The organism is Citrobacter sp. B72 (genome assembly GCF_016894305.1).
GTDB classification, from domain to species: domain Bacteria; phylum Pseudomonadota; class Gammaproteobacteria; order Enterobacterales; family Enterobacteriaceae; genus Citrobacter; species Citrobacter portucalensis.
This window is the reverse complement of the sequence record NZ_CP069801.1, coordinates 571860-597582: the sequence shown is the minus strand read 5'-3', so window position 1 is coordinate 597582 and position 25723 is coordinate 571860. Positions and strand designations below refer to the sequence as shown.

The 25723-nt window shown below is 50.4% G+C and carries 22 protein-coding genes, 1 other RNA gene and 1 pseudogene; 4 read left to right on the top strand and 20 right to left on the bottom strand.

Translation table 11 applies throughout. The features are described from left to right. Nucleotides 1–103 precede the first annotated feature (103 nt). Nucleotides 104–805: a pirin family protein gene (locus tag JQN59_RS02875; protein ID WP_003024860.1), complete on the top strand. Its 702-nt coding sequence runs from the start codon at nucleotides 104–106 to the stop codon at nucleotides 803–805. A 26-nt stretch (nucleotides 806–831) separates the two neighbouring features. After that, nucleotides 832–981 (top strand): hypothetical protein, encoded by a 150-nt coding sequence (locus JQN59_RS02870; protein ID WP_003828578.1) that lies wholly within the window; start codon nucleotides 832–834, stop codon nucleotides 979–981. Between the two features lie 54 nt (nucleotides 982–1035). On the opposite strand, the gene JQN59_RS02865 is transcribed toward JQN59_RS02870, so the two are convergent. From JQN59_RS02865 to JQN59_RS26870, 14 genes and pseudogenes are all read right to left on the bottom strand, one after another. Further along, nucleotides 1036–2346, bottom strand: coding sequence for an L-cysteine desulfidase family protein (locus JQN59_RS02865; RefSeq protein ID WP_071446350.1), 1311 nt, complete (start codon nucleotides 2344–2346; stop codon nucleotides 1036–1038). A 24-nt stretch (nucleotides 2347–2370) separates the two neighbouring features. Continuing rightward, nucleotides 2371–3702 (bottom strand): amino acid permease, encoded by a 1332-nt coding sequence (locus JQN59_RS02860; protein ID WP_048215483.1) that lies wholly within the window; start codon nucleotides 3700–3702, stop codon nucleotides 2371–2373. A 569-nt stretch (nucleotides 3703–4271) separates the two neighbouring features. Then, nucleotides 4272–5636: an L-serine ammonia-lyase gene (gene tdcG / locus JQN59_RS02855; RefSeq protein ID WP_071446349.1), complete on the bottom strand. Its 1365-nt coding sequence runs from the start codon at nucleotides 5634–5636 to the stop codon at nucleotides 4272–4274. Nucleotides 5637–5723: 87 nt separating this feature from the next. Beyond that, entirely contained in the window at nucleotides 5724–6119 is a 396-nt protein-coding gene (locus JQN59_RS02850) for an enamine/imine deaminase (protein WP_003024870.1), read from the bottom strand. A gap of 13 nt (nucleotides 6120–6132) precedes the next feature. Next, nucleotides 6133–8427, bottom strand: coding sequence for a formate C-acetyltransferase (gene pflB, locus JQN59_RS02845; protein WP_043017750.1), 2295 nt, complete (start codon nucleotides 8425–8427; stop codon nucleotides 6133–6135). Between the two features lie 28 nt (nucleotides 8428–8455). Further along, entirely contained in the window at nucleotides 8456–9664 is a 1209-nt protein-coding gene (gene tdcD, locus JQN59_RS02840; protein WP_008785885.1) for a propionate kinase, read from the bottom strand. 31 nt (nucleotides 9665–9695) lie between these two features. Further along, nucleotides 9696–11027 (bottom strand): threonine/serine transporter TdcC, encoded by a 1332-nt coding sequence (tdcC, locus tag JQN59_RS02835; protein WP_008785886.1) that lies wholly within the window; start codon nucleotides 11025–11027, stop codon nucleotides 9696–9698. Between the two features lie 22 nt (nucleotides 11028–11049). Next, nucleotides 11050–12039, bottom strand: coding sequence for a bifunctional threonine ammonia-lyase/L-serine ammonia-lyase TdcB (tdcB, locus tag JQN59_RS02830; RefSeq protein ID WP_003828594.1), 990 nt, complete (start codon nucleotides 12037–12039; stop codon nucleotides 11050–11052). Nucleotides 12040–12137: 98 nt separating this feature from the next. Beyond that, complete coding sequence (tdcA, locus tag JQN59_RS02825) at nucleotides 12138–13076, bottom strand: transcriptional regulator TdcA (RefSeq protein WP_003828596.1); 939 nt, start codon at nucleotides 13074–13076, stop codon at nucleotides 12138–12140. Between the two features lie 1042 nt (nucleotides 13077–14118). Further along, nucleotides 14119–14301: a CPCC family cysteine-rich protein gene (locus JQN59_RS02820; RefSeq protein ID WP_149608070.1), complete on the bottom strand. Its 183-nt coding sequence runs from the start codon at nucleotides 14299–14301 to the stop codon at nucleotides 14119–14121. A gap of 22 nt (nucleotides 14302–14323) precedes the next feature. After that, nucleotides 14324–14575 (bottom strand): bacteriocin immunity protein, encoded by a 252-nt coding sequence (locus JQN59_RS02815; RefSeq protein WP_149608060.1) that lies wholly within the window; start codon nucleotides 14573–14575, stop codon nucleotides 14324–14326. Continuing rightward, nucleotides 14576–16039, bottom strand: a complete 1464-nt coding sequence (locus JQN59_RS27210; RefSeq protein ID WP_442781402.1) for an S-type pyocin domain-containing protein — start codon at nucleotides 16037–16039, stop codon at nucleotides 14576–14578. Between the two features lie 9 nt (nucleotides 16040–16048). Then, nucleotides 16049–16141: pseudogene (locus tag JQN59_RS26875) on the bottom strand (hypothetical protein); the annotation flags it as partial. A gap of 225 nt (nucleotides 16142–16366) precedes the next feature. Then, complete coding sequence (locus JQN59_RS26870) at nucleotides 16367–16576, bottom strand: hypothetical protein (protein WP_149608061.1); 210 nt, start codon at nucleotides 16574–16576, stop codon at nucleotides 16367–16369. Between the two features lie 180 nt (nucleotides 16577–16756). Here JQN59_RS26870 and JQN59_RS02805 point away from each other — a divergent pair, with 180 nt between their 5' ends. After that, nucleotides 16757–17434 (top strand): OB-fold protein, encoded by a 678-nt coding sequence (locus JQN59_RS02805; RefSeq protein WP_149608062.1) that lies wholly within the window; start codon nucleotides 16757–16759, stop codon nucleotides 17432–17434. On the opposite strand, the gene JQN59_RS02800 is transcribed toward JQN59_RS02805, so the two are convergent. The 6 genes from JQN59_RS02800 to garP form a co-directional block, all read right to left on the bottom strand. After that, nucleotides 17431–18578 (bottom strand): IS3 family transposase gene (locus JQN59_RS02800; protein ID WP_191238548.1). Its coding sequence is split into 2 segments (ribosomal slippage): nucleotides 17431–18341 and nucleotides 18341–18578, totalling 1149 coding nucleotides; the frame shifts between segments, so codons are not numbered across the junction. The two genes, JQN59_RS02805 and JQN59_RS02800, sit on opposite strands and share 4 nt — an antisense overlap. A 476-nt stretch (nucleotides 18579–19054) precedes the next feature. Continuing rightward, nucleotides 19055–19431: RNase P RNA component class A (gene rnpB / locus JQN59_RS02795), an RNA gene on the bottom strand. 32 nt (nucleotides 19432–19463) lie between these two features. Beyond that, nucleotides 19464–20609: a glycerate 2-kinase gene (gene garK / locus JQN59_RS02790; RefSeq protein ID WP_149607322.1), complete on the bottom strand. Its 1146-nt coding sequence runs from the start codon at nucleotides 20607–20609 to the stop codon at nucleotides 19464–19466. A 65-nt stretch (nucleotides 20610–20674) separates the two neighbouring features. Then, on the bottom strand, nucleotides 20675–21565 hold the full coding sequence (garR, locus tag JQN59_RS02785; RefSeq protein WP_003828600.1) for a 2-hydroxy-3-oxopropionate reductase: 891 nt from the start codon (nucleotides 21563–21565) through the stop codon (nucleotides 20675–20677). Between the two features lie 30 nt (nucleotides 21566–21595). Further along, on the bottom strand, nucleotides 21596–22366 hold the full coding sequence (garL, locus tag JQN59_RS02780; RefSeq protein WP_008785889.1) for a 2-dehydro-3-deoxyglucarate aldolase: 771 nt from the start codon (nucleotides 22364–22366) through the stop codon (nucleotides 21596–21598). Nucleotides 22367–22381: 15 nt separating this feature from the next. Then, on the bottom strand, nucleotides 22382–23716 hold the full coding sequence (garP, locus tag JQN59_RS02775) for a galactarate/glucarate/glycerate transporter GarP (protein WP_071445992.1): 1335 nt from the start codon (nucleotides 23714–23716) through the stop codon (nucleotides 22382–22384). A gap of 405 nt (nucleotides 23717–24121) precedes the next feature. Here garP and garD point away from each other — a divergent pair, with 405 nt between their 5' ends. Further along, entirely contained in the window at nucleotides 24122–25693 is a 1572-nt protein-coding gene (garD, locus tag JQN59_RS02770) for a galactarate dehydratase (protein WP_057067637.1), read from the top strand. Nucleotides 25694–25723: the final 30 nt, after the last annotated feature.

The following is a 25723-nucleotide window of genomic DNA, read 5'->3' as shown; positions in this document are numbered from 1 at the left end:
TCGTTCTCATTCAGGAAATTTGAACATACCGGGCAGAATATCTGGCTAACAATGCAGCGTCTAGCCATTTAACATAAAAGGAAGTAAAGAGAGGTCAAGAACTATGATTACTACCCGTACAGCCAAACAATGCGGGCAAGCAGACTACGGCTGGCTGCAGGCCCGTTATACCTTCTCCTTTGGACACTATTTTGATCCTAAACTGCTGGGTTATGCCTCGCTGCGTGTTCTGAACCAGGAAGTTCTGGCACCGGGGGCCTCTTTCCAGCCACGGACCTATCCGAAGGTGGATATCGTCAATCTGATCCTCGAAGGGGAAGCGGAGTACCGAGACAGCGAAGGCAACCATATCAAGGCCAAAGCAGGTGAAGTTTTACTGCTCGCGACACAGCCCGGGATTAGCTATAGCGAACACAATATCAGCAAAGACAAACCGTTAACCCGGATGCAGCTCTGGTTGGACGCCTGCCCACAGCGTGAAAACGCCTGTGTACAGAAAGCCACGCTGGGCACCGGTAAGCATCAGCTGCTGGCCTCGCCGGACGGTGAACAAGGCAGCCTACATCTGCGCCAACAGGTATGGGTGCACCACGTTGAGCTGCAGCAAGGTGAATCGTTGAGTTTTCAGTTACATGGGCCACGTGCTTATTTACAGTCGATTCACGGCAGATTCCATGCGGTGACGTCTGGCGCCGAAAAAGAAGCGCTCACCTGTGGCGATGGGGCATTTATTCGTGACGAAACTAACATAACGTTAGTCGCCGATACTCCGCTGCGCGCTTTGCTGATAGATTTGCCCGTATAGTCAGGGAAAACAATGGAGTACGACTATTGAGCAAGAAATCATCAAAAAAACGCCAGCCTCAGGTTGAGCCGAAAAAACAGGAAACAGTTACCTTCGGCTATGAAGAAATGCTGACAGAGCTGGAAGCGATTGTGGCCGATGCCGAACTACGGCTGGAAGACGAAGAAGCCGCCTGAACAGGCGGCTTAGACTTATGCCGGGTGGCGTCAACGCCTTACCCGGCCTATAGATTAATGTGCCTTACTGGCCATGATCTCAATAATCTGCTTGTCGGTTTCCTGCATTGAACGACACGCCAGCGCACACAGGTTAGCGATAGATTGTTCCACGTTATGCGCCACAATCCCTTCGTTGCCGGTTACAGCAGTATCATCCAGCGCCATCAGTACCGCTTTCCACGCCGCGGAAGCACTGGTTGAGACTTTCATCGCGCAGCTGTTTGAAGCGCCATCGCAAATCATTCCGCTCACGTCGCCAATCATGCTACTGATCGCCATCGCGATGGTGTTGTAGCGACCATCTACGATCCATGCCATCCCCGCAGCTGCCCCCATCGCCGCCGTGGTTGCTGCACACAGTGCAGACAAACGCGGAAGCTGATGATGGATGTAGATAGCGCTCAGATGAGACAACATTAGCGCACGTGCCAGTTTCTCCTCATCCGCGCCAAAGTGCTCGGCCACCACCATCACCGGAACAGTCGCGGTAATGCCCTGATTACCGGAGCCTGAGTTGCTCATGGCCGGCAGCGTCGCCCCGCCCATTCGCGCATCCGATGCCGCACTGGTACGGATCAGAATAGCCGTTGAGAGATCGTTCGCCAGCAGGCCACGCGCACACTGCTTCTCAAGCGTGGTTCCGATGTGCAAGCCCCAGTTACCGCGCAGCCCTTCCTGAGACAGCGCACCGTTCAGTTTTGCCGCATCTAGGATAAAGCGGATCGACTCAAACGGTACCGCGTTCACGAACGCCAGAATCTCTTCCAGCGAGGTGTGAGACAGTACCGCCAGCGGCGACTCCTGTTCCTCTTCCTGAGCATTCTGTTCTGTGGTGAACACTACGCCCTTATTGGTCTCGATGTGCACAATGTTGGTATGACCGCCCACAATCGTCACGCACGCCCATCCTTCAGCACTGTAAACCTTCGCGCGGGAAAAGAGGATGTCCTCGCAAGGCTCCTGCAGCATCACCGCAACCTTGCCAGCGCTCAGCATCGCTTTCGCATCGGCGATCGCTTGTGGCGACGCATCTTTCAGTACCTCTAAACCGGCACGGGCATTTCCCCCCAGCGCACCCAGCGCCGCCGCGACAGGTAACCCGACCATTCCGGTACCCGGCACGGTAACACCCATGCCGTTTTTCATCAGGTTCGGTGAGACCCACGCGTCAATGCGTTCAACCGCGCCGTCCAGCTCAGAGGATGCAACCGCCGCCGCCAGAGCCAGAGAGATAGGTTCTGTACAGCCCAACGCAGGCTTAACTTCTTCCTGCACCGCGCGGATAAAACTATCCCATAATGGATTCAATGTAGTCTCAAACATAACAACAACCTTTGCTCAAATATCTCAGGAAAATGCCAGGAACGGAGAAACGCACAACAGCAGGCCCGTGAAAATAATCAGATACAGGGAAACGCCTTTGTATTTGTGCAGTGCAGGAACTTTGTAGACCAGCCAGGCCGGGATCAGACAACCCACCATGCCGAAGATAGGGCTACAAATAGAGGTGAAGCTCAGCACCGGCGCGTTGAGCACAATTGCGCTCCAGGCCAGCAGGATGGCAAAAATCATAATGCCGCGCTGAACAAAGGTTTCGTTGATTTTCTCAGCCGGCATATAGCGGCGCAGAATGTTCATCACGATCCCTTGAGTCGCTTCACGGAAACCTAAGTAGACACCGAAGAAAGCGGTCATAACGGCGAATATGTTCAGAATAACGCTGACGATTTTCACCCAGCCAGCACCCGCACCATTGATAAATTGCGCGGCAATAGCCAGAGCGGAAATGTTCTGCTCATAAGCTTTAACCGCTTCGTCGTGGCCCATCGCCAACGTGAAGGAAACAGCGTAGAAAAAGACGGTAACAAACAGAATACCGAACGCGATGTTCATGGCACGCAGGGCTTTATGGCGCGCCACTTCGATGGATTTGTTGCGTGAACGGTATGAGATAACCATCGGGCTTAAGGTCTGAATAAACAGAATCGAGGTCAGCGTAAACGGCAGAGTGATGATCGCATTTTTGATCAGCAGCGCCATCGGCGGCAGTGAACCCGCGTTATGCAGATGCCACATCCCTACCATCGACACGCCAAGCGCTGCCACAACCAGCAGCTTGGTCATTACCATGCCGGTGGAGATTTTAAACAGCATTTGTTCCCCGCGTGACGAGATAGCCACCAGGATGCAAATCAGTACCAGGCCATAGAACGGGCTGTCGGACAGTAAACCTTCCGTCACACCAAACGTGTGCAGATAGGAGGCGCTGTCATTGGTGATGGCGGTGGAATAAACGAACATCCAGATAACCAGCATCACAAAATACAACGCACCTAACAGGATGCCCCAGTTCTTACCCAGATAGCCGCTGATCACGCTCGGGTAGTCTTTACACTCTGGGGACTCAGCCAGCGTGTTGATAAACAGGCGCTGGAACAGGTACATGGCAGGGTAGCCGATGATAGAGGAGAGCAAGAACACCCACAGCCCCATCAATCCTACCTGGACAGGAAGAAAAACAATCCCCGCGCCAATTGCCATACCGATACTCATAATGACCCAGCCGGTGTCCGTGCTGTCGAATTTAATGGCTTCACGCCATTCGCTTTCGGTCATTCCCGCCCGACGTGCCGGAGCAGATGCGTCGAGTATTACGCTACTATTCGTTGCCGTTTCCATAATTTCCCGCTCAATGTGTAGGTAGAGGTTTTTATATTTTTTTCGTACTGCATCAATGCGATACGCAGTACTTAGGTGCAGGTGAGCTATTGGAGTAATGAAGAAATCATACGCGTAGGATCAGAGAAAAACTTCACAAACAAACCCCTTTAATTTCTAAAAGTTAAGAAATATTTTCTCTTTTATATGAACATATGGGATTTAAATTCTATTTTTGAAGCAGATCACAACAAAAAATGTGCACCAAAGTGCTAATGCTGATCAGTTAACACCTCACCTTCTGCGTTTTTTGTTAAAACAGCAAAACAGATTTAACTGGAAGTCAGAGCGTTGAAGCGATGACCCCGGTCCGGCTGAAAATCGATGAGGCGTTGACAGCTGACCGGGACTGCCCGCAGGGATGCGGGCAGAGGGGACGGCCTGCATGGATGCAGGCTCGGCCCCGACCCGACAGGCAGACGGAATAAGACGAATAGCTCGCGCAGCGACGATTTTCCCGCCGGGAGCCTGGGATGCAAGGGAGCGGCGGCGCTTACGCCTTATCCGGCCTACAAACGCACCCTTTCATCTCAGGTACAGACCACTTTAATCGCCAGACCACCGCGTGAGGTTTCACGGTATTTGTCGTTCATATCTTTGCCCGTTTCATACATGGTCTCGATCACTTTATCGAGCGAAACGCGTGGCTCAGATGTGCGACGCAGCGCCATGCGTGCGGCGTTGACGGCTTTTACCGCGTTGATCGCATTACGTTCAATACACGGTATTTGCACCTGTCCAGCAACCGGATCGCAGGTCAGCCCCAGGTTATGCTCCATGGCGATTTCAGCCGCAATACAAACCTGCGACGGGCTACCGCCGAGCAACTCGGTCAGCCCGGCTGCCGCCATTGAACAGGCTACGCCAATTTCACCCTGGCAGCCGACTTCGGCACCAGAAATAGAGGCGTTCATTTTATACAGCGCCCCTATCGCCCCCGCGGCCAGCAAGTAGCGGGCAATGGAGTTTGCATTCACCGGACGGCGGAACTTGTCGTAATAGGCCAGGACAGCAGGGATAATTCCACATGCGCCGTTGGTCGGTGCCGTCACAACCCGGCATCCGGCGGCGTTTTCTTCGCTCACGGCCAGCGCGAACATGTTGATCCAGTCGATAACGTTCATCGGGTCGCTGGACAGATTATCGCTGGAAACCAGTAACCGACGTAATGCTACGGCGCGACGCGGTACGTTAAGCGGGCCAGGCAGGACGCCTTCGGTGTTCATGCCGCGCTCAATCCCGGCGTGCATGACATCCCAGATGGCGGCAAAGCCAGCATCGATTTCTTCTTTGCTGCGCATCGCCAGTTCGTTCTGCATCATCAGACCGGAAACGGACAGCCCGTTACGCTCACACAGTTTCAGCAGTTCGCTGGCGGAATGAAAATTGTAGGGCACGTGTGCTTCAACATCATGCGCCTGACCAAATTGCTCCTCTTCAACGATAAAACCACCGCCGACGGAGTAATAGGTTTTACTTAATAGCGTCTCGGTGCCGTTCCATGCGGTGATACGCATGCCATTTTCATGGCGCGGCAGCGTTTCGCTATGAAAAAGAATATTTTTATCTGGAGTGAAATCGACAATATGCGTGCCCTCTGCAACCGGTAAACGTCCGGTACGGGCCACTTCCTGAATAAAGCCAGCGATTGAATCTATATTAACGTTTTGCGGACTGTTACCGGCCAGTCCCATTATGATGGCGACGTCTGTCGCATGACCTTTTCCGGTCAGGGAGAGCGATCCGTAAAGATCGACCACAATATGCGTAGCCTTGGGGAGTTCCCCACAGCTGACCAACAGATCGATAAAGCTTTTACCTGCGTTCATTGGCCCCACGGTATGGGAGCTGGAAGGTCCAATGCCAATCTTAAAAATATCGAATGCGCTAATCATATCCACACCCTCGGATTGCCGTTCAGTGAAGACCAGGTTTCACACTCATTAAGGATCGGGGCGATCCTGAGATCGCCCCGCAAGGGATTACAGCGTGTCGCCACGTACGGCGATGGCTTCAATCTCCAGCTTTACATCCTTTGGTAAGCGGGCGACCTGTACGCAGCTGCGCGTAGGGTAAATTGCCTTATGCTCATCAAAGAACTGCTGGTACACCTGATTAATGGTGGCGAAGTCGTTCAGGTCAGAAACGAAAACGGTCGTCTTCACGATATCGCTCACTTTCAAACCTGCGGACTCGACGATCGCTTTCACGTTTTCCAGGCTTTGACGCGCCTGATCGGACACGTTTTCAGCCACTTCACCGGTCTGTGGACACACCGGGATTTGACCTGACGTCAACACCATGCTGCCCAGATCCACACCCTGTACGTAAGGCCCAATCGCCCCTGGCGCACATTCGGTTGCAATTACTTTTCTCATAGTCCCTCCGGCGTCAGAGCGCCTGGGTGAAAGTACGTGAAATAACATCCTGCTGCTGTTCGCGGGTCAGCGCGTTGAAGCGCACCGCATAACCAGACACGCGGATCGTCAGGTTCGGATAGTTTTCCGGGTGCTCAATGGCATCCATCAACATTTCACGGTTCATAACGTTAACGTTCAGATGCTGACCACCTTCCACATGTGCTTCATGGTGGAAGTAACCGTCCAGCAGACCGACCAGGTTGGTTTTACGCACTCCATCCTCTTTGCCCAGCGCTGCCGGCACAATGGAGAAGGTGTACGAGATACCGTCTTTGGCATAGGTGAACGGCAGTTTGGCAACCGAGGTTAACGACGCCACCGCACCTTTACGATCGCGGCCGTGCATCGGGTTCGCCCCTGGCGCAAACGGCGTACCTGCGCGACGTCCGTCCGGCGTATTACCGGTTTTCTGTCCGTACACCACGTTGGAGGTAATGGTCAGAATGGACTGCGTCGGCACCGCGTTACGGTAGGTTGGCAACACCTTAATTTTCTTCATAAAGCGTTCGACCAGGTCGCAGGCAATGCTGTCTACGCGCTCGTCGTTGTTGCCGTATTGCGGATAGTCGCCTTCGATTTCGAAATCAACTGCCAGACCATTTTCATCACGAATCGGTTTCACGCGAGCGTATTTGATAGCCGACAGAGAATCCGCCGCCACGGACAGACCCGCCATACCACAGGCCATCGTGCGATAGACATCACGATCGTGCAGCGCCATCAGCGAAGCTTCGTAGCTGTACTTGTCGTGCATGTAGTGGATGATGTTCAGCGCGCTGATGTACTGCACGGCCAGCCAGTCCATAAAGTGGTCCAGGCTCTCCATCACCGTGTCGTAGTCCAGCACGTCATCCATCAGCGGTGCCGTTTTCGGCCCGACCTGGATTTTCAGCTTCTCATCCACGCCGCCGTTGATTGCATACAGCAACGTTTTGGCGAGGTTGGCACGTGCCCCGAAGAACTGCATTTGCTTGCCGATAACCATCGGGCTGACGCAGCAGGCAATGGCATAGTCATCGCTGTCAAAGTCGGCACGCATCAAATCGTCGTTTTCATACTGCAAAGACGAAGTGATGATAGACACCTGGGCGGCGTACTTTTTGAAGGCTATCGGTAGCTGCTCAGACCACAGCACCGTCAGGTTCGGCTCAGGTGCCGGGCCCATAGTGTGCAGCGTATGCAGGTAGCGGAACGAGTTTTTGGTCACCAGCGTGCGGCCATCGAGCCCCATGCCGCCAATAACTTCGGTCGCCCAGATAGGGTCGCCTGAGAACAGGGTGTCGAATTCCGGCGTACGCAGGAAGCGCACCATACGGATCTTCATAATGAAGTGGTCGATCAGCTCCTGCGCCTGCTGCTCGTTTAAAATTCCCGCTTTGAAGTCGCGCTCAATGTAGATGTCGAGGAACGATGCGGTACGGCCCAGCGACATAGCGCCACCGTTCTGCGATTTCACCGCAGCCAGGTAAGCAAAGTACACCCATTGCACCGCTTCCTGCGCATTACGCGCCGGACGGGAGATATCGCAGCCGTATTTCGCCGCCATTTCCTGCATTTGCAGCAGAGCGCGACGGTGTTCAGACAGCTCTTCGCGAAGACGAATCGTGGCTTCAAGATTCTGGCCCCACTCCAGGTTCGACTGGAGATCGGCAAACTGCAGTTCACGCTCACGCACCAGATAGCGGATACCGTACAGCGCGACGCGGCGATAATCACCGATGATACGACCACGACCGTAACCATCCGGCAGGCCGGTCAACACGCCGGATTTACGGCAGCGCAGCATATCCGGAGAGTAGGCGTCGAATACGCCCTGGTTATGGGTTTTACGCAGTTCAGTAAACTGGTATTCAAAATCAGCATCCATCTCACGACCATAAGCATCAAAAGAGCTTTTGATCATATTGATGCCGCCAAACGGATGCAGAGCACGCTTGAGCGGCTTATCCGTTTGTAGACCGACGATTTTTTCCAGTTCTTGTTCAATATAACCGGCGTCATGCGCGGTTATCGTGGTCGCAATATTGGTATCGAAATCAACCGGCGCGTGCGTCGAGTTTTCAATACGGATGCCCGCCATAACTTTTTCCCACAATGCAGTGGTCGCAGGCGTTGCTTCGGCGAGGAAAGATTCATCCCCTTCATAAGGCGTATAGTTGTGCTGAATAAAATCACGGACATTAATTTCTTCTTTCCAGTCCGTACCTTTAAAGCCATTCCAGGCTTCGGCATACAGCATATCGCTGGTATCGATATTTACCTTCATGAAAAATAATCTCTCTGCTGAAATTTAATTATGCAAATTCTACTGGTGTATTAATTTTGCCTAAGGCAATGGCATCACGCGCAATCATTTTCTCTTCATTTGTGGGAATAACCGCACAAATAACACGAGCATCTTTATTAGAGATAATTCTTTCGCCATGGGAATTTGGCAGGCTATTCATTTCGCTGTCGATATTCACCCCTAAAACGGCGAGATGTTCAATAACCAGACGACGAATTAATACCGAGTTCTCACCAATTCCGCCGGTGAAAATAATCCCATCAAGACGATGCAGCGATGCGGCATGTCCGGCGATATGGCGTGCAATACGATGCACAAACGTTTTAATCGCCAGCTGCGCACGCTCATGTCCTTCGTGCCAGGCTTTTTCTAACGTACGTAAGTCAGAGGACAAACCGGAAATACCCAGTAAACCGGACTCTTTATTCACTACGCGCTCAAGGTCGCCGAGCGTCTGGTTGGTTTCGCTGGCAATCCACGCCATGGCGCCGAAATCGACGTCGCCACTGCGTGTGCCCATCATCAGCCCTTCCAGCGGCGTCATGCCCATTGAGGTATCAACGCTCTGTCCATTACGTACCGCACAGATTGACGCGCCGTTGCCCAGGTGCGCCACAACCAGACCGGAGTCATCACTCTGCAGGTCAAGAAGCTCATGCGCCCGTTGAGAAACATAGCGGTGCGACGTGCCGTGGAAGCCATAACGACGAACGCCCAACTCCTCATAATATTTCCACGGTAAACCGTACAGATAGGCCTCAGGGGCCATCGTCTGGTGGAAGCTGGTATCAAATACCGCGACCTGCTGCACGCCTGGGAAAAGGTGCTGAGCAGATTCAATCCCGCTCAGGTTCGCATAATTATGTAGCGGTGCTAGTGGCGATACCCGGCGAATATTGTCGATAACTTCGTCAGTAATAATTGCTGATTCGGTAAAGATATTTCCGCCGTGGGCAATGCGGTGGCCAATTAAGGCCACGCTGTCCATTAAATTACGTTTCTCCAGTTCAACGGCAATTGCTTTTAATGCGTCTTCGTAGCTGTGGTGAGCCAGCTTAGCTGGCTCTCCTCCATTAATTGCTATGAACGCATTTTCAGAGTTAATACCGTCTGCAATTCCCGCCATTAAAACTTCACAGTTTGCTGCATCCAGCACTGAGAATTTAATGGAAGACGAACCACAGTTAATAACCAGTACTACCGGAAACTCATTCATTTCACTACTCCGCTCATCCTGAGCTTAAGGATTAAAACAGTTTGTAGACGATGTTCAGGATGGTCAGCAGACCAATCACGGTAACAAACACGTTATCCAGACGGCCACGGTATTTCGCCAGTGATGGCGCTTTACGGATGGCATACATCGGCAGCAGGCAGAGCAGAGAGGCAATAATCGGCGCGCCCATTGCTTCAATCAGGTCCAGGATGTTCGGGTTGGCGTAAGCCACAACCCAGGTGGAGCCCATGATGAAGATCATGCTGATGGTATTAAGTTTGCCGGCAGAAACTTTCGTTTTATCGCCTTTATAACCAAACTTCAGCACCAGACCGTTCAGACCTTCCAGCGTGCCCAGATAGTGGCCGAAGAAAGATTTGAAGATAGCAACCAGGGCGATGATTGAAGCACCGTACTCCAGAACAGTTGCGAAGGTGGACTTCGTACCGGACAGTGAAGCGAAGTGGTTCGCCAGGTAAGACAGCACAGGAATGTTTTGCGCTTTCGCATCCGCCATGTTTGCCGGAGACAGCGTGAACAGGCAGCTAAAGGCGAAGAACATTACCACCGCAACCATCAGCATACTGGCGCGGGAGATGATTTTGGAACACTTCTGCTCGGTAAATTCACGACCGTAATCTTTCTCATACTCTTCACGTTTAGAGACGACGAAGGAAGAAACGATTGGCGAGAAGTTGAAAGAGAACACCATGATGGAAATACCCAGCCATACGGTAACCAGGATGCCGTCATGGCCAGTCAGGGCGATATTGCTGATATCAACCTGATCGATAACCGCAGAGTTCCAGTAAGGAATCAGTGACAGAGAAATAAGCACCAGGCTGGCAATGAACGGCCATACCAGGTAGCTCATCACTTTAACCATCAGATCTTTACCAAACCAGATGACGAATGCCATCAACAGCAGCAGGAACAGCGCCACGAAGCCACGGTTTAACGCTGGCATCTGCAGCTGGTTTTCCCAGAAGGTCATAAAGGTGTTGGTAATGGTGACGCCATAAATCCACAGCAGCGGACAAATCGCAAAGAAGTAGAGGAACGTGATAACCACGCCGCCCGTTTTACCAAAGTGCTCTTCAACCGTTTCTGTGATGTTACCGGAAGGGTTAGAACCGGAAAGACACAGGCGTGCCAGCGCACGGTGGCAATAGAAAGCGATGGGGTATGCTAACACCAGCATGATCAGAATGGGGATCAGTCCGCCAAAACCTGCGCGGATAGGGAAGAACAGCACCCCAGCGCCGATGGCTGTACCAAATAAACCCAGTGTCCAGGTGGTGTCCGATTTGCGCCAGGACGACTGTTTTGTCTGGCTGGATACAATGCTATCAGTAGTACTCATATCCTATCCTCAACGAAGTATATTAAGCGTCAACTAAACCAGTAATTTGAGATACACGAGAAAGGTCGATATTACCGCCAGAAATAATGCTGACTGTTTTTCTGTTCTGGATATAGCTATCTAATTTCCCGCTTAATAATGCTGCGCATGCCAGCGCGCCGGCACCTTCAGTCACAACTTTATTTCGCTGAATTAATGCCACCATGCTGTTGCGAATTTCATCTTCGCTGACCAGGACAATGTCATCCACCAACTCACGAACAATTTCATACGTTAAAGTACCCGGGCGGGAAACGTCACAGCCATCCGCCAGGGTGCCGGTCGTTCGGTGCGTGGTTATTTCTCCAGCGTGGAAAGAAGCCGCCATGCCGTGAACGTTTTCAGACTGTACGCCAATAATTTTAATGGTCGGGTTAATAGATTTAATTGCCACCGCAATACCAGCAATCAGTCCACCACCGCCAATTGGCACAATCACGTTATCGACATCGTACAGATCTTCCAGAATTTCCAGACCAATAGTGCCCTGACCAGCAATAACTTTCGGGTCATCATAAGGTGGAATAAAGATGCGGCCTTCAGTTTCCACAATCTCGCTAACCTTAGCGATGGTGTCGTTGAAGTTGTCGCCGTGCAGTACAACTTCTGCGGAATAATCGCAGGTTGCCGCTACTTTAGACTTCGGTGCGCCTTTCGGCATCACCACTTTGCCGTCGATTCCGAGCATAGCGCAGGAGAGAGAAACACCTTGCGCGTGGTTACCTGCAGAGCAAGCCACCACGCCCTTACATCTTTCAGCTTCGGTTAATGAACTGAGCTTGTTAAAAGCACCACGGATTTTAAATGAACCGGTACGCTGCATGTTTTCAAACTTGAGGAAAATTTCCCCTTTGCAACGTTCACTAAAATAGTTAGAGCGAGGCATTCCCGTTTTATAAATTTTCCCCGCAAGTCTTTTTTTCGCTTCGAGGATATCTTCAATTGCAACTGGGAGATCGTATGTAATGTGCATTAGAACCTCTTACCTGGGTATTAAAGTAAATAGATAGCCGTGACCATTGTCAGATATAGACAAATGGCGTTTATTTCGTGTTAAAACAAATTTAATCTTTAATCAATTTCAATTAATTGCCTTCGTCTCCGACAATTATATGATGAATACTCTTTGGCTAATTCCACCAAAATAGATGCTGCTTTTTTAATTCGATAATTTTTCGACCACACGGCGGCATAACGCGCGACGGGTAAGGTTTCTTCTACCGGGATAGTAATAAACTGGTTTGAGCCAAACGGTGTGGTCATATCGCAGGGAATTACTGTTAAGAAATCAGCATTGAGAACAAGATTATAAATCGTAACGACAGAGTCTGTTTTAACGATGTTTTCACTGCTGATGCCATTATTCTGTAACGTGGTAAGAAGTTCGCTGTAGTACCCCATATTCGTTTGTGGCAACACCCACTGTTCGTTTTTCAACGCGCTCAGCGAGGTGATGCCGGTGCATGTTCGGGACTTGCTGGCAACCAGGATAAAGTCTGACTCAAAGAGCGGCTCAACATGCAGATCGTGCAGTTTCATCTCATCACTCAGCGTACCGATGGCGAAATCCAGCCGTCCGTCACGAATCGCCGGTAAGAAGGAGGAGAGCTGAGCTTCATACATAGAAACCTGCGCTTTCGGGAACACTTCTTTGAATTTTTTAATCATGCCGGACATGATGGTGAAGGCAATCAGTGAAGGAAAGCCAAACGACACATCAACGACCGCATTGCTCGTCATACTGTTCATCTCATCAACCATGTTTTTCATTTCACGGGTAATAGATTCAGACCATGAGAGCATCACCTGACCTGCCTGAGTCAATGTCACACCAGTATTTTTACGTACAACTAACTCAATACCAAAATAAGCCTCAACATCATTGATGATTTTACTGACAGCGGGTTGGGTTAAACCTAATTCTTTTGCAGCTGAGCCGATAGAACCGCTTCTAATGACTTCCTGAAAGACCACTAAGTGCTGTGTTTTAGGGAGTGTAATAGTATTCATATCGACCTGCGTTAATTACTTTGTTGACGGCAGGAAGTGTACCAAATTAAGCGAACAAGGATATGTGCTACCCCTCACAAATCCCCTTGACTTACATTTTGTAAGACTATCGTTGAAATTTAAATCACTTAATAATCATATAGATACGAATTATCGATCTCACTTTATCCTGATTTTAGTCAAAAAAAGATGGGGGGATAACGATTTTTTATGGCTATAACCACCCCATTTTTTCCACTATTTTTTAAAACCATGAAAGGCTATATTTCAATCAATTACAGAACAATTATCAGGCAAGATGGCGCTTAAATTTAATAAACAACTTATCAAATTTAATTATATTTTAATGATTATGGCGATTAAATAACGTTATGCATCACATTTTTTCGCCATATTTGTTTGTAAAGAAACATTGCATTTATTAAAATTCAATCTAAAAAACACAAACAATTATCATATACAACATTATATTAACACTGATTTTGTGCAATTTATTAGCAAGTAATTTTGTGATGGCGATCGATTGCGTTCGATTATTCTCGATAAAAACGTATCGCACAGTGTTTTGTGTTGGTCGTCACAAAATTAGAAATATCCACCGACACATTCCCCTCAGATAAAAGAAATTCGGTGCATAAATAATAGGGATATAAAAATTAGATAAGAAGGAAATAAGCGCCTGCATCCTCGAAAACCAATCTCAATGCTCGCTGTAAAACCTCTGCCGGATGGCGGTGTAAACACCTTATCCGGCCTACAAAACCAGTCTCTCCCCCAGTAGGCCTGATAAGCGCAGCGCCATCAGGCATGGCAACCTGCCCAGAAAGCAAAAACCCCGCAGAAGCGGGGTTTTATAAAGAGTGAAGCTGACCGATAAGGCGGCTTCGTTCAACTGTACGTCAGGCATCTACGGCGCTGGAGTTGTCTTGTGTCGCAGACTGTATCGCACTTTGTGTGGCAGATAAAGCAGGTTAACAGACAAAAGAAAGGCCGGGGCAAAACCCAGCCGTTCAACTCACAGATTGAATTTGCCAAAGCAGGGTTACCCTACCTTTCGACCTTGCCGGAATGCTTCGCGCGCTTCGTTCAAGCTCATGATATTAGCTCCACCAGCATAATCAGGATCACTGCTCTGAACTGAATCATTTTCCCAGTCACAGACAGGGCATAATTCAAAACTTCCCTCTCCGCTAAACTCGAACAGCTCACAACAGGGACATAACATCTTCGCCTCAAAAATTTGCGACTTATTCATCTCGAAAGCCGGGTTTTCCATTGGCTTTACGCCATTCTTTGACTTCTTGAACAACACCTTCAGGACTATCTTCGCGGTCATCACGGGGATAGTAAATGAGGTCCGATCCGTCAGGGTGTTCAGTCAAGCGCTTAAACTCCAATATGTTTTTAATGTCTTCGCTTTCAGAAGTATTCGCTACATCGAATAACTTACGGACAAATTCCAAAAATTCACTTTCTGTATAGTCGTTAATGCTGCTCACTTACTCACCTCGATGGATCTCAATGTGGCGTTTTGGCGTTACTACGCCCATGTTGTCGACGTCGTACACTTCACCACCTTCACTTATCGGCCTGATATGGTGGATATTGTATTTTATTTTGCCACCAACTTGTTCAGATTCTCTTGGCGCTGGAGCTTTACCTGCCCGAATATTTCCCAAGTTTCCTCGTTTAAATTGTTGGCTCAATTCAGGGTCTTTTGAAACTTCTAGCCAGAACGCTTCCCTGAATCTATCAAAGTTGGAGAATGTACGCCCACGCAGTTTATCGGCAATCTGAGATGGTATCGGTGATCCGTTGCCTTGATTCGCATCAGCTAACCAGGTGCCTGTGACCTTCTGGCCTTTGCCTGTGACTTGTCCCGGATTGTTTCGAATGTAGATATAAATCGGTGGGATATCTGATACCGGAAGGATCAGAATGTAATCCGCAAAATTTTTCTCATCCGGTGCAGGGGTTGTCGTACTGCTGATCTGTGTTCCATCGGGTAACGGATTAACAAGGATGGTTCCCGGTAGCCTTGGCGGTGTCTGGTTGCCTGTGTTTGATGGAGTGTCAACTCCCGAACTGTCCGGGGTCCAGATAAGGGTAACGGGGTTTTCTTCCTCAGTGGTGAAAGTGTAAGTCTCATAGCGGCGGTCCCATTCCATCTTACGGACTCGCACCATATCTTTACCCGGTGGCGTGTGATATCCACGCGGTACGGGATTTCCGTTGGTGTCATTCTCCCACGAATAGCGAACACGCGTAGGGGCTTCCCGCATTTGTGCAAGCCGCATACGGTCGATGAAGTCCTGTTCTCCTTCATTGAGTTTGCCAGGCATCATGCCTACTAAGAATCCGGCAACGGAGGCACCAGCGCCACCAGCGGCAATTTCCGCACCTCGTACAGCCCATGTTCCATATGTAGCAAATCGCCCGGCAACTTGTTCCAGAACGCCAGCACCTGCGGTGGCTGTTTGTGCTCTGGTCGCACTGGCAGCGGCTGCGACTGCGGCCTGATATTGCACCTCTTCGTGATTGCCGTTGAGCCACTTATACAGGGCGCTTCGCTTTTTCGGTTTTGGAATATCTTCCGGGGCTTGTGGTTTTTTCTTTGCTGTTTGTGCGTGTTGTGGGGCATCTGAATCTGTTACGGCGTCAACAGCAGGCGCTGCCCGGAAAAGGCCCATCTCTGCAAAATTAGTATGCGGTTCTTGTTGCTTCCCTGCATCAGTATTCCCTGAGCCACGCTCGCGGGATTTAGCGAAGACTGGGACAGGCAGCAGTGCAGCGGGGCTAGCCGCTGGTGATGAACTTGAGGAAACGATTGTCGGCGGTGTGGTTGCTGTTACTGGTGCCGACGTTCTGGAATCACTGCGCGATTCATAGGTTTGTACGGTTATTTGCGGGATGATTTTTGCATTACAGGGGCAACTGCTGAAGCTGTCCAGACTGCCTGCCACAAGGCGACCATCCGTTTTAATCCATCCAATGCCACCGACAATGCGGTAAGTATTGCCATCTTTACCACATGATACCCGGTCACCCATCCGGGCAACAGAAGTCCCATTAGTTCTTCTGTTTGGTGCCCCTTCTAGTACGCGACCGCCACAAGTGGTGGGGTCCTACATATGAAGGATGTATCCCTTAGCCATAATTCCCTCTACTTACAATGCATTAATTCACATACGGTATTCATTGTACGAATAACATCCACAGGTAGGAAGTGATTTTTCCTTAAAGTGAAACTGCGTTTCAAAACATTCTTTGGATGAATATTTTTTGTGTTTTCATTCAGCTTGTGAAGTATTGAAGGTTTTGCTGTAAGGACAATGTTTCGACCTGGTGACGTAGGTGAATGTGTAAATGCTATTGCTGTACACGCATAAGGTCTGCCCGTTCGCCGTAGTTGTCTGGTCCGGGTTGCTCATGGTCACGCGTCCGGCTGAAGCATTAAAAGCCAGCAACATACCGATTACTATCAACACAATACCTTTCATGTCTCCCCCCTAAACTCCCAATGGAGGGTGAAAATTCACCCAACATTCACTCATGTATAAATGATAATCACATTGATCAATTTTACCGATCGATTTTATAATTTCGATCGATTAAAGTAATTAAAAATATAAGAATCTTGTGCCGTTTTACTTCTACTCATTTTGGTAAGGAGACTGATTTTGAAAAAGATTTTTGCTGTAGCATTAGGACTTAGTGTCTATGGTTGCGTGCTTGCTGATACGAATGCCGCCAGGGATATCAGTACAAAAAAAGGACAGTTAGATGAACAGAATGTCGCGATTTACATAAAGGGTCTAGTCATGGCAGGTTGTATGGGGGCTATGAACGATGACGATACTGATGGCCTCATCGCTGACGCTGCCAACGGTATGAACAAGAAGTCAGAAAGTTACGCTGTTGTGCATAACTCCATAGTATTTGGATCTAGATTCGGAAGCCGTCTAAAAAAGAATGGAGGGGGCCCAACTAAAGATGGCGTGATGCTCAATAGTTGCGGCGACTTCGGTAGTTATGCTCTTAGCCAACCAGGATTTAAGGACAACATCATCAACAGCTTTGTGTCTGAACCTGAACAAGCGATGATAGCACTCAGCAACGCCTTGATTTATCGTACTACAGCCAAATCCCTGAGCAATATTTACAGTGAGAACGAAATAGCTGCTAACAATAAAATCGGCGGACGAAAAATCGAGATAACTGGGCCTATTCAAGAAATCCGAAAAGACTTCAAAAATGATGTCGTCATTGAGTTACAAACTGGCAATCAATTTATGCCCGTTCGTCTCAGTATGGAGGATGGAGAAAGAAGCAAAGCTGAATCGCCACGGATAATCTAGACACTTCCGAGCCGTTGATAATACTGGTTTTCATATTCTGTCGGTGACATCTGATTGCTCGAACCATGCCGACGCTTACTGTTATAAAACATTTCGATGTAATCAAAAATATCGCTGCGGGCTTCTTCCCGCGTTCCGTAGATCTTTTTCTTTATCCGTTCGCGTTTCAGCAACTGGAAAAAGCTTTCTGCAACCGCATTATCGTGACAGTTACCGCGACGGCTCATGCTCCCCTCCAGGCCGTGTGATTTCAGGAACGACTGCCACTCATGGCTTGTGTACTGACTGCCCTGGTCCGAATGAACCAGCACCTGTTTTTGGGGATTACGCCGCCATACAGCCATCAGCAGTGCGTTCAGGACAATGTCCTTTGTCATCCGGGATTGCATTGACCAGCCGATAATTTTGCGTGAGAACAGATCAACAACCACAGCAAGATACAGCCAGCCTTCGTGGGTCCTGATGTAGGTTATGTCCGTTACCCAACGCTTATCCGGAGCATCCGGATTGAACTGTCGCTGGAGCCTGTTGGGCGATACGATACTGGCCTCGCCTTTGCGTGCCCACGGGCTCCGGTACCCGACCTGAGCCTTTATCCCGGCACGATTCATCAGTCGCCAGACTCTGTTCACTCCGCACTGTTGACCGCTATCCCGCAAGTCCAGATGGATCTTGCGATAACCATAAACGCAACCGGACTCCAGCCAGAACTGTTTGATCTGTCCCGTCAGTCTCAGATCTACCTGGTGGCGCTGAGAATACGGTTGCTTAAACCAGGCGTAAAAGCCACTGGGATGAACATCCAGCACCCTGCAGAGCAGACGAACAGGCCAGCAACGGGAGTTGTCACGAATAAAGGCGTACCTCAGTCGGACAGCTTTGCGAAGTACGCCGCGGCTTTTTTTAATATGTCCCGTTCGTCAGTAACCCGCTTCAACTCCTTCTGGAGTCGGCGGATCTCGGCCTGAGCATCTGACTGTTCTTTATTAGTGGATGAGTCCGGACCGTACTTCTTTATCCAGGCGTAAAGGCTGTGGGTGGTGATATCGAGACGTGTTGCAACGCTGGAAACAGAATGACCGCGATCAATAACCTGTTTGACTGCTTCAATTTTAAACTCTTCGGGATAACGTTTACCGCTCATGGGCACCTCTCTTTAAGTCATCTTAAATGACTCCGAGGTGTCTGTTAAACCCGTGGCGATTCATTAATGAAGTCGAGCTACGCAGTCTCTTACGTACATTTGTTGGAATTTTTTTTGCTGCGGAATAAAAAGCGGCCTGAATACTGAGCAAATAATCATCAATGTCTTTTTGTTCTAATTTCTTCATTTTATGCACTATGTCCAATAGTAGGGCTGGCTCCATCTTGGACGATTTTACAAGAGAAATGAACATAGTGAGACGGGAAGATATAAACCTTGCTCTGCTGGCTGAATCGCAGCCCAGAGACACGCGAAAAAAACCGCCTGAAGGTAGTCGGAAATGAAGGCAGTAGCGGTTGCCGCGCTTTAGAATATTCGGGATGGAACAGCCGTTGGTGTGCCTCGTTTGTATCAAAGTCTGTGTCACATTTTCACCTATGAAGGCCTGAGACACACCAACGTATTGTTTTAGAAGAAGTTGAAGCTGACCGATAAGCCGGGTTCTGTCGTGGACAGTCATTCATCTAGGCCAGCAATCGCTCACTGGCTCAAGCAGCCTACCCGGGTTCAGTACGGGCCGTACCTTGTGAACCCCTATTTGGCCTTGCTCCGGGTGGAGTTTACCGTGCCACGGACTGTTACCAGCCGCGCGGTGCGCTCTTACCGCACCCTTTCACCCTTACCTGATCCCACTTGCATGGGCCATCGGCGGTTTGCTCTCTGTTGCACTGGTCGTGGGTTTCCCCCCCAGGCGTTACCTGGCACCCTGCCCTATGGAGCCCGGACTTTCCTCCCCTCCGCCCGTCTCCCCCGAAGAGGACGACGACGAAGCGGCGACTGTCTGGTCAGCTTCGGCGCGCAGTATAGAGGGTTTGCGGGGCAATGTCACCCCGCACTGCGCATTCCTATCGCTAACGTGGCAGCGATGTTTCTTGAGGCGCGATAAATATTATCAAATGCCCCACGGAAGGCCTCTTCCAGCGTGCTGATGCTGGTCAATACGCTAAACACCGCATCGATACCATATTGATGCACTATCTCCACATCGCGCGTCAGGCTGCCACCAATACCAATAACCGGCTTGTGGTACTTCTTCGCGACATTCGCCACGCCTACTGGCACTTTGCCGTGAATGCTCTGGCTGTCGATCCGCCCTTCGCCGGTCACCACCAGCGTACAGTCGTGAATATGCTCTTCCAGATTGAGCGCCTGGGTCACAATCTCGATACCGCTGCGTAGCTCGGCGCCTAAAAAAGCCATTAATGCCGCGCCCATTCCGCCTGCCGCACCGGAGCCTGGCACATCTTTCACATCGACCCGCAGCGATTTTTTAATGATGTCGGCATAGTGAGACAGATTACGGTCCAGTTCGAGAATGCGTTCTTCCGTCGCCCCTTTCTGCGGGCCAAAAATGCGCGAAGCGCCAGAATCACCGATGAGAGGATTAGTCACATCGCAGGCCACGCGAATGGAACAGGTTTTTAAGCGCGGATCCAGGCCCGAGATATCGATAGTGTTCAGACTCATCAGGCTTCCACCACCGTAGCCAATCTCTGTCCCGTTGGCGTCGCAAAGTTTTGCCCCCAGCGCCTGCACCATACCCGCGCCACCGTCGTTGGTAGCACTGCCGCCGATGCCAATAATGATGCTCTGCGCACCGCTATCCAGCGCCTGCAAAATCAGCTCCCCGGTGCCACGCGACGTAGTGACTAAAGGGTTGCGCTTTTCAGGAGGCACTAACGCCAGACCGCTGGCTGCCGCCATTTCGATAAACGCGGTTTTACCATCTCCGGACATGCCCCAGCAGGCATTCACTTTTTCGCCCAGCGGCCCCGTTACTTGCGCTGAATGTTCACTCCCTTGCGTCGCGGCAATCATGGCTTCGACCGTTCCTTCGCCACCATCGGCAACCGGAACAGAAACATATTGCGCATCGGGGAAAATTTCCCGAAATCCTTTTTCTATTGCCTGAGCTACCTCGGTGGCAGAAAGGCTTTCTTTATAAGAGTCTGGGGCAATTACGATTTTCATAGTTATGTAGCCTGACTGTGCCGCGCAAGGCAAGAAATACAGGGCGCGCATCCGCGCCCTTCTTGTTAGCGAGTGACTTCCACTTTCGCCAGTTTTTCGTAGTAGCATGCAAGCGCGCTGTGATCGGCAGTACCCAATCCATCTGCGCGTAGCGCCTGCATCATCTCCATGACTGCAGCAGTCAGCGGCAACTGAGCGCCAACGCCATGAGAAGTGTCCAGCGCATTCGCTAGATCTTTGATATGCAGGTCAATACGGAAACCCGGCTTAAAGTTACGGTCCATCACCATCGGCGCTTTTGCGTCCAGAACGGTGCTTCCCGCCAGCCCGCCACGAATCGCCTGATACACCAGATCCGGATTCACACCCGCTTTGGTCGCCAGCGTCAGCGCTTCAGACATCGCGGCAATGTTCAGCGCCACAATCACCTGGTTCGCCAGCTTGGTGACGTTACCCGCGCCAATTTCACCGGTATGTACCACGGATCCGGCCATCGCTTTCAGCAAATCGTAATACTTGTCAAAAATCGCTTTATCACCGCCGACCATCACCGACAACGTGCCGTCAATCGCTTTTGGCTCGCCGCCGCTGACCGGCGCATCCAGCATATCCACGCCTTTCGCTTTCAGCGCGTCGCTAATTTCACGGCTGGCCAACGGTGCAATGGAGCTCATGTCGATAAGCACTGTGCCCGGTTTCGCCCCTTCAATAATGCCGCCTTCACCCAGTGCTACTTCCTTAACATGCGGAGAGTTCGGCAGCATGGTGATGATCACATCACACTGCTCAGCGATATCTTTCGCCGTGGCGGCAGTTTCAGCGCCTGCGGCAATCACTTCCGCAATAGATTCCGGGTTACGGTCAGCAACCACCAGCGAGTAACCTGCCTTGAGGAGGTTTTTACTCATTGGTTTACCCATAATACCGAGGCCAATAAAACCAACTTTCATTGTCATGTCTTTATCTCTCTCTACTGTCGATGGTGGTTATTTCTTAAAAGAATCAGCCAGTTTCTGCGTGGCTGAACGGAACACGCCAAGGTCGCTGCCAACGGCAACAAACGTCGCGCCCCACTCCAGATAACGACGCGCATCCGCCTCTACCGGGGCCAGAATGCCGCTTGGTTTGCCGTGTGCTTTCGCGCGGGCAAAAATGTGCTGGATAGCTTTCTGCACATCAGGATGTGACGCATTGCCGAGGTGACCTAGCGCCGCAGCCAGATCGCTTGGTCCAACGAAGACACCGTCAACGCCTTCTGTCGCCGCGATTGCGTCAACGTTATCAACGCCCTGCTGACTTTCGATCTGCACGATGATGGTGATGTTCTTATTCGACTGCGCAAAGTAGTCCGGTACGGTGCCAAACATATTGGCGCGATGGGATACGGACACGCCGCGAATACCTTCCGGCGGATAGCGGGTCGACGCCACAGCGTTAACCGCTTCTTCTTCCGTCTCAACGAACGGGATCAGGAAGTTGTAAAACCCGATATCCAGCAGGCGCTTGATAATCACCGGTTCGTTGGTTGGTACACGCACTACCGCCGCGCTGTCGCTGCCTTTCAGCGCCATCAATTGCGGAATAAACGTCGAGATATCATTCGGCGCATGTTCGCCATCCAGTACCAGCCAGTCAAACCCTGCCAGACCTAAAACTTCGGTACTGATTGGGCTGGCCAATGCAGACCAGCAGCCAATCTGAATTTGTTGCGCCGCGAGGGCCGCTTTAAACTTATTCGGGAAAATCGTGTTATTCATCGCCTATACCTTTGTTTATTTCTGCAATTCCATACGTTTAATGTCACCGACAATAAACAGGTAGCAAACCATTGCCATCAGCGCCGAGCACCCTACAAACATCAGCGCAGCATTAAATGAGTGCAGCTCGCTCACCAGATACCCAATCACCAGCGGGGTGACGATGGAAGCCACGTTGCCAAATACGTTAAATACCCCACCGCACAGACCGACAATCTCTTTCGGCGCGGTATCGGAAATCACCGGCCAACCCAGTGCGCCGAAACCTTTACCAAAGAACGCCAGCGCCATCAGCGCCACCACAAGAGCGGTATTATCGGTGTAGTTACACAGAATAATGGTCGATGCGAGCAACATGCCGAGCACTATCGGCAGCTTACGCGCCAGGGTAATGCTGAAACCACGTTTAATCAGATAATCAGAGAACACGCCGCCGAGCACGCCACCGAAAAACCCGCACAGTGCCGGAATCGAAGCCACCAGGCCCACTTTCAGAATCGACATACCTTTTTCCTGAACCAGGTAAATCGGGAACCAGGTGAGAAAAAACCAGGTAATTGTATTGATAAAATACTGGCCAAAGAACACACCAAGCATCATACGGTTCGTGAGCAACTGCCTGATATAATGCAGTTTAGGACCACCTGACTTCACATCGCCCGGCTTTTTATGGTCCATATCCACGACCGCGCCGTTTTCAGAGATAAACTTCAACTCTTCTTGCGACATGCGCGGGTGATCGGTTGGGTTATGAATAAACTTTACCCACAGTCCGGTAAGCACAAAACCAATCACGCCCATCACGGTAAAGACGTGCTCCCAGCCCCAGGCGAAGGTCAGCCAGCCGAGCAGCGGGGAAAACAGCGCCAGGGAGAAATACTGTGCGGAGTTAAAAATCGCGGATGCCGTGCCACGCTCTTTCGTTGGGAACCAGGCCGCCACGATACGGGCATTAGCCGGGAAGGATGGCGCTTCCGAGAAGCCCAGCATAAAGCGCATGATGAACATTGAAATACCCGCCCAGGCCAGCGGGAACATGTCCACAAAGCCCTGCAGGAAGGTAAACAGTGACCAGAAGAACAAACTGTAGGTGTAGACTTTCTTCGAGCCGAATTTATCCAGCAGCCAGCCGCCGGGGATTTGCATCAACAGGTAAGCCCAGCCGAAGGCGGAGAAAATGTAACCCATTGAGATGGCGCTGAGATGTAACTCTTTCGCCACTTCAGTTCCGGCAATAGACAGCGTCGCACGGTCCGCATAGTTAACGGCTGTAACAATAAATATTATCAGCAATATTAAATAACGGGTGTGCGTACCTTTCTTTTTCTCGACAACTGTATCCAATATCATTCTATTTACCTCGGGCACATAAAAGGTTTTTATTATTATTTTGTGGGTATTTCTCGTGATAAATTACCGATAATAAAAATAGATAATAATTTATCAGACGTTATGAAACCGTGATTTAGTATAATCATCAGCACAACGTTAATCATTGTGCAAGTGCTCATTAAATACACGTTATTAAATTAATGTTTTGGGCATATGCACACAAGCATGGGCGCTAATGCACACATTTACGTATTGCTACCACTGGTGACCCGGCCTTGCTGAGTTTAAGTGATCATCGTCACATTCTTCACGTTAAACTCCTGACATTCTTATTTCACGATACCGAATCTTTATTACTTAAAATTAGATTCAAAATATAAATATCCACACTATTATCACCACCTTGTTGGAGAATACTGGACAATGGCCGACATCGAAATCAGACAAGAATCGCCAACGGCGTTTTATATTAAAGTTCACGAAACAGATAATGTGGCGATAATTGTCAATGACAATGGTCTGAAAGCCGGAACGCGTTTTCCGGACGGACTGGAACTCATTGAACATATTCCCCAGGGTCATAAAGTGGCGCTATTGGATATTCCTGTTCATGGCGAAATCGTGCGTTATGGCGAAGTGATAGGCTATGCCGTTCGCGATATCCCACGCGGCAGCTGGATTGATGAATCAATGGTTGAGCTGCCCAAAGCCCCGCCGCTGGAGACGCTGCCGCTGGCAACTAAAGTGCCAGAGCCGCTGCCACCGCTAGAGGGCTATACCTTCGAAGGTTACCGCAATGCTGACGGTAGCGTAGGTACCAAAAATCTACTCGGTATCTCCACCAGCGTGCACTGCGTAGCGGGCGTGGTGGATTATGTGGTGAAAATCATTGAGCGCGATCTGCTGCCTAAATACCCGAACGTTGACGGTGTGGTGGGGCTCAATCATCTGTATGGCTGCGGCGTGGCGATCAATGCTCCAGCCGCCATCGTGCCGATTCGCACCATTCACAATATTGCGCTTAACCCGAATTTTGGCGGTGAAGTGATGGTCATCGGCCTCGGTTGCGAAAAACTGCAGCCAGAGCGGCTGCTGGAGGGCACGCACGATGTGAAAAGTATTCCGGTCGACAGCGCCAGTATCGTCAGCCTGCAGGATGAAAAGCACGTCGGCTTTCAATCGATGGTCACCGATATTCTGCAGGTGGCCGAACGTCATCTGGCAAAACTCAATCAGCGCCAACGTGAAACCTGCCCGGCTTCAGAACTGGTGGTAGGCATGCAGTGCGGCGGTAGCGATGCGTTCTCCGGCGTGACGGCCAACCCGGCGGTGGGTTATGCCTCCGACCTGTTAGTACGCTGCGGCGCGACCGTAATGTTCTCTGAAGTAACCGAAGTGCGCGATGCCATCCACCTTCTGACCCCACGTGCGATTAACGAAGAAGTAGGTAAACGCCTGCTCGAAGAGATGGCCTGGTACGATAACTACCTTGATATGGGCAAAACGGATCGCAGTGCCAACCCTTCTCCGGGCAATAAGAAAGGCGGTCTGGCAAACGTGGTGGAAAAGGCGCTGGGTTCGATTGCCAAGTCTGGCAAGAGCGCGATTGTCGAAGTATTGTCGCCAGGTCAGCGTCCAACCAAACGTGGCCTGATTTACGCTGCAACCCCCGCCAGTGATTTTGTTTGCGGTACACAGCAGGTCGCTTCCGGGATCACCGTGCAGGTGTTCACCACCGGTCGCGGTACGCCGTATGGTCTGATGGCCGTGCCGGTGATTAAAATGGCGACACGCACCGAGCTGGCCAACCGTTGGTTTGACCTGATGGACATTAACGCGGGCACCATCGCCACCGGAGAAGAAACCATTGAAGATGTGGGTCTGAAACTGTTCGAATTTATTCTCGACGTCGCCAGCGGGCGTAAGAAAACCTTCTCGGACCAGTGGGGACTGCATAACCAGCTGGCGGTGTTTAACCCGGCGCCAGTGACCTGATTATCCCAATCAGTGAAATACCAGACGATG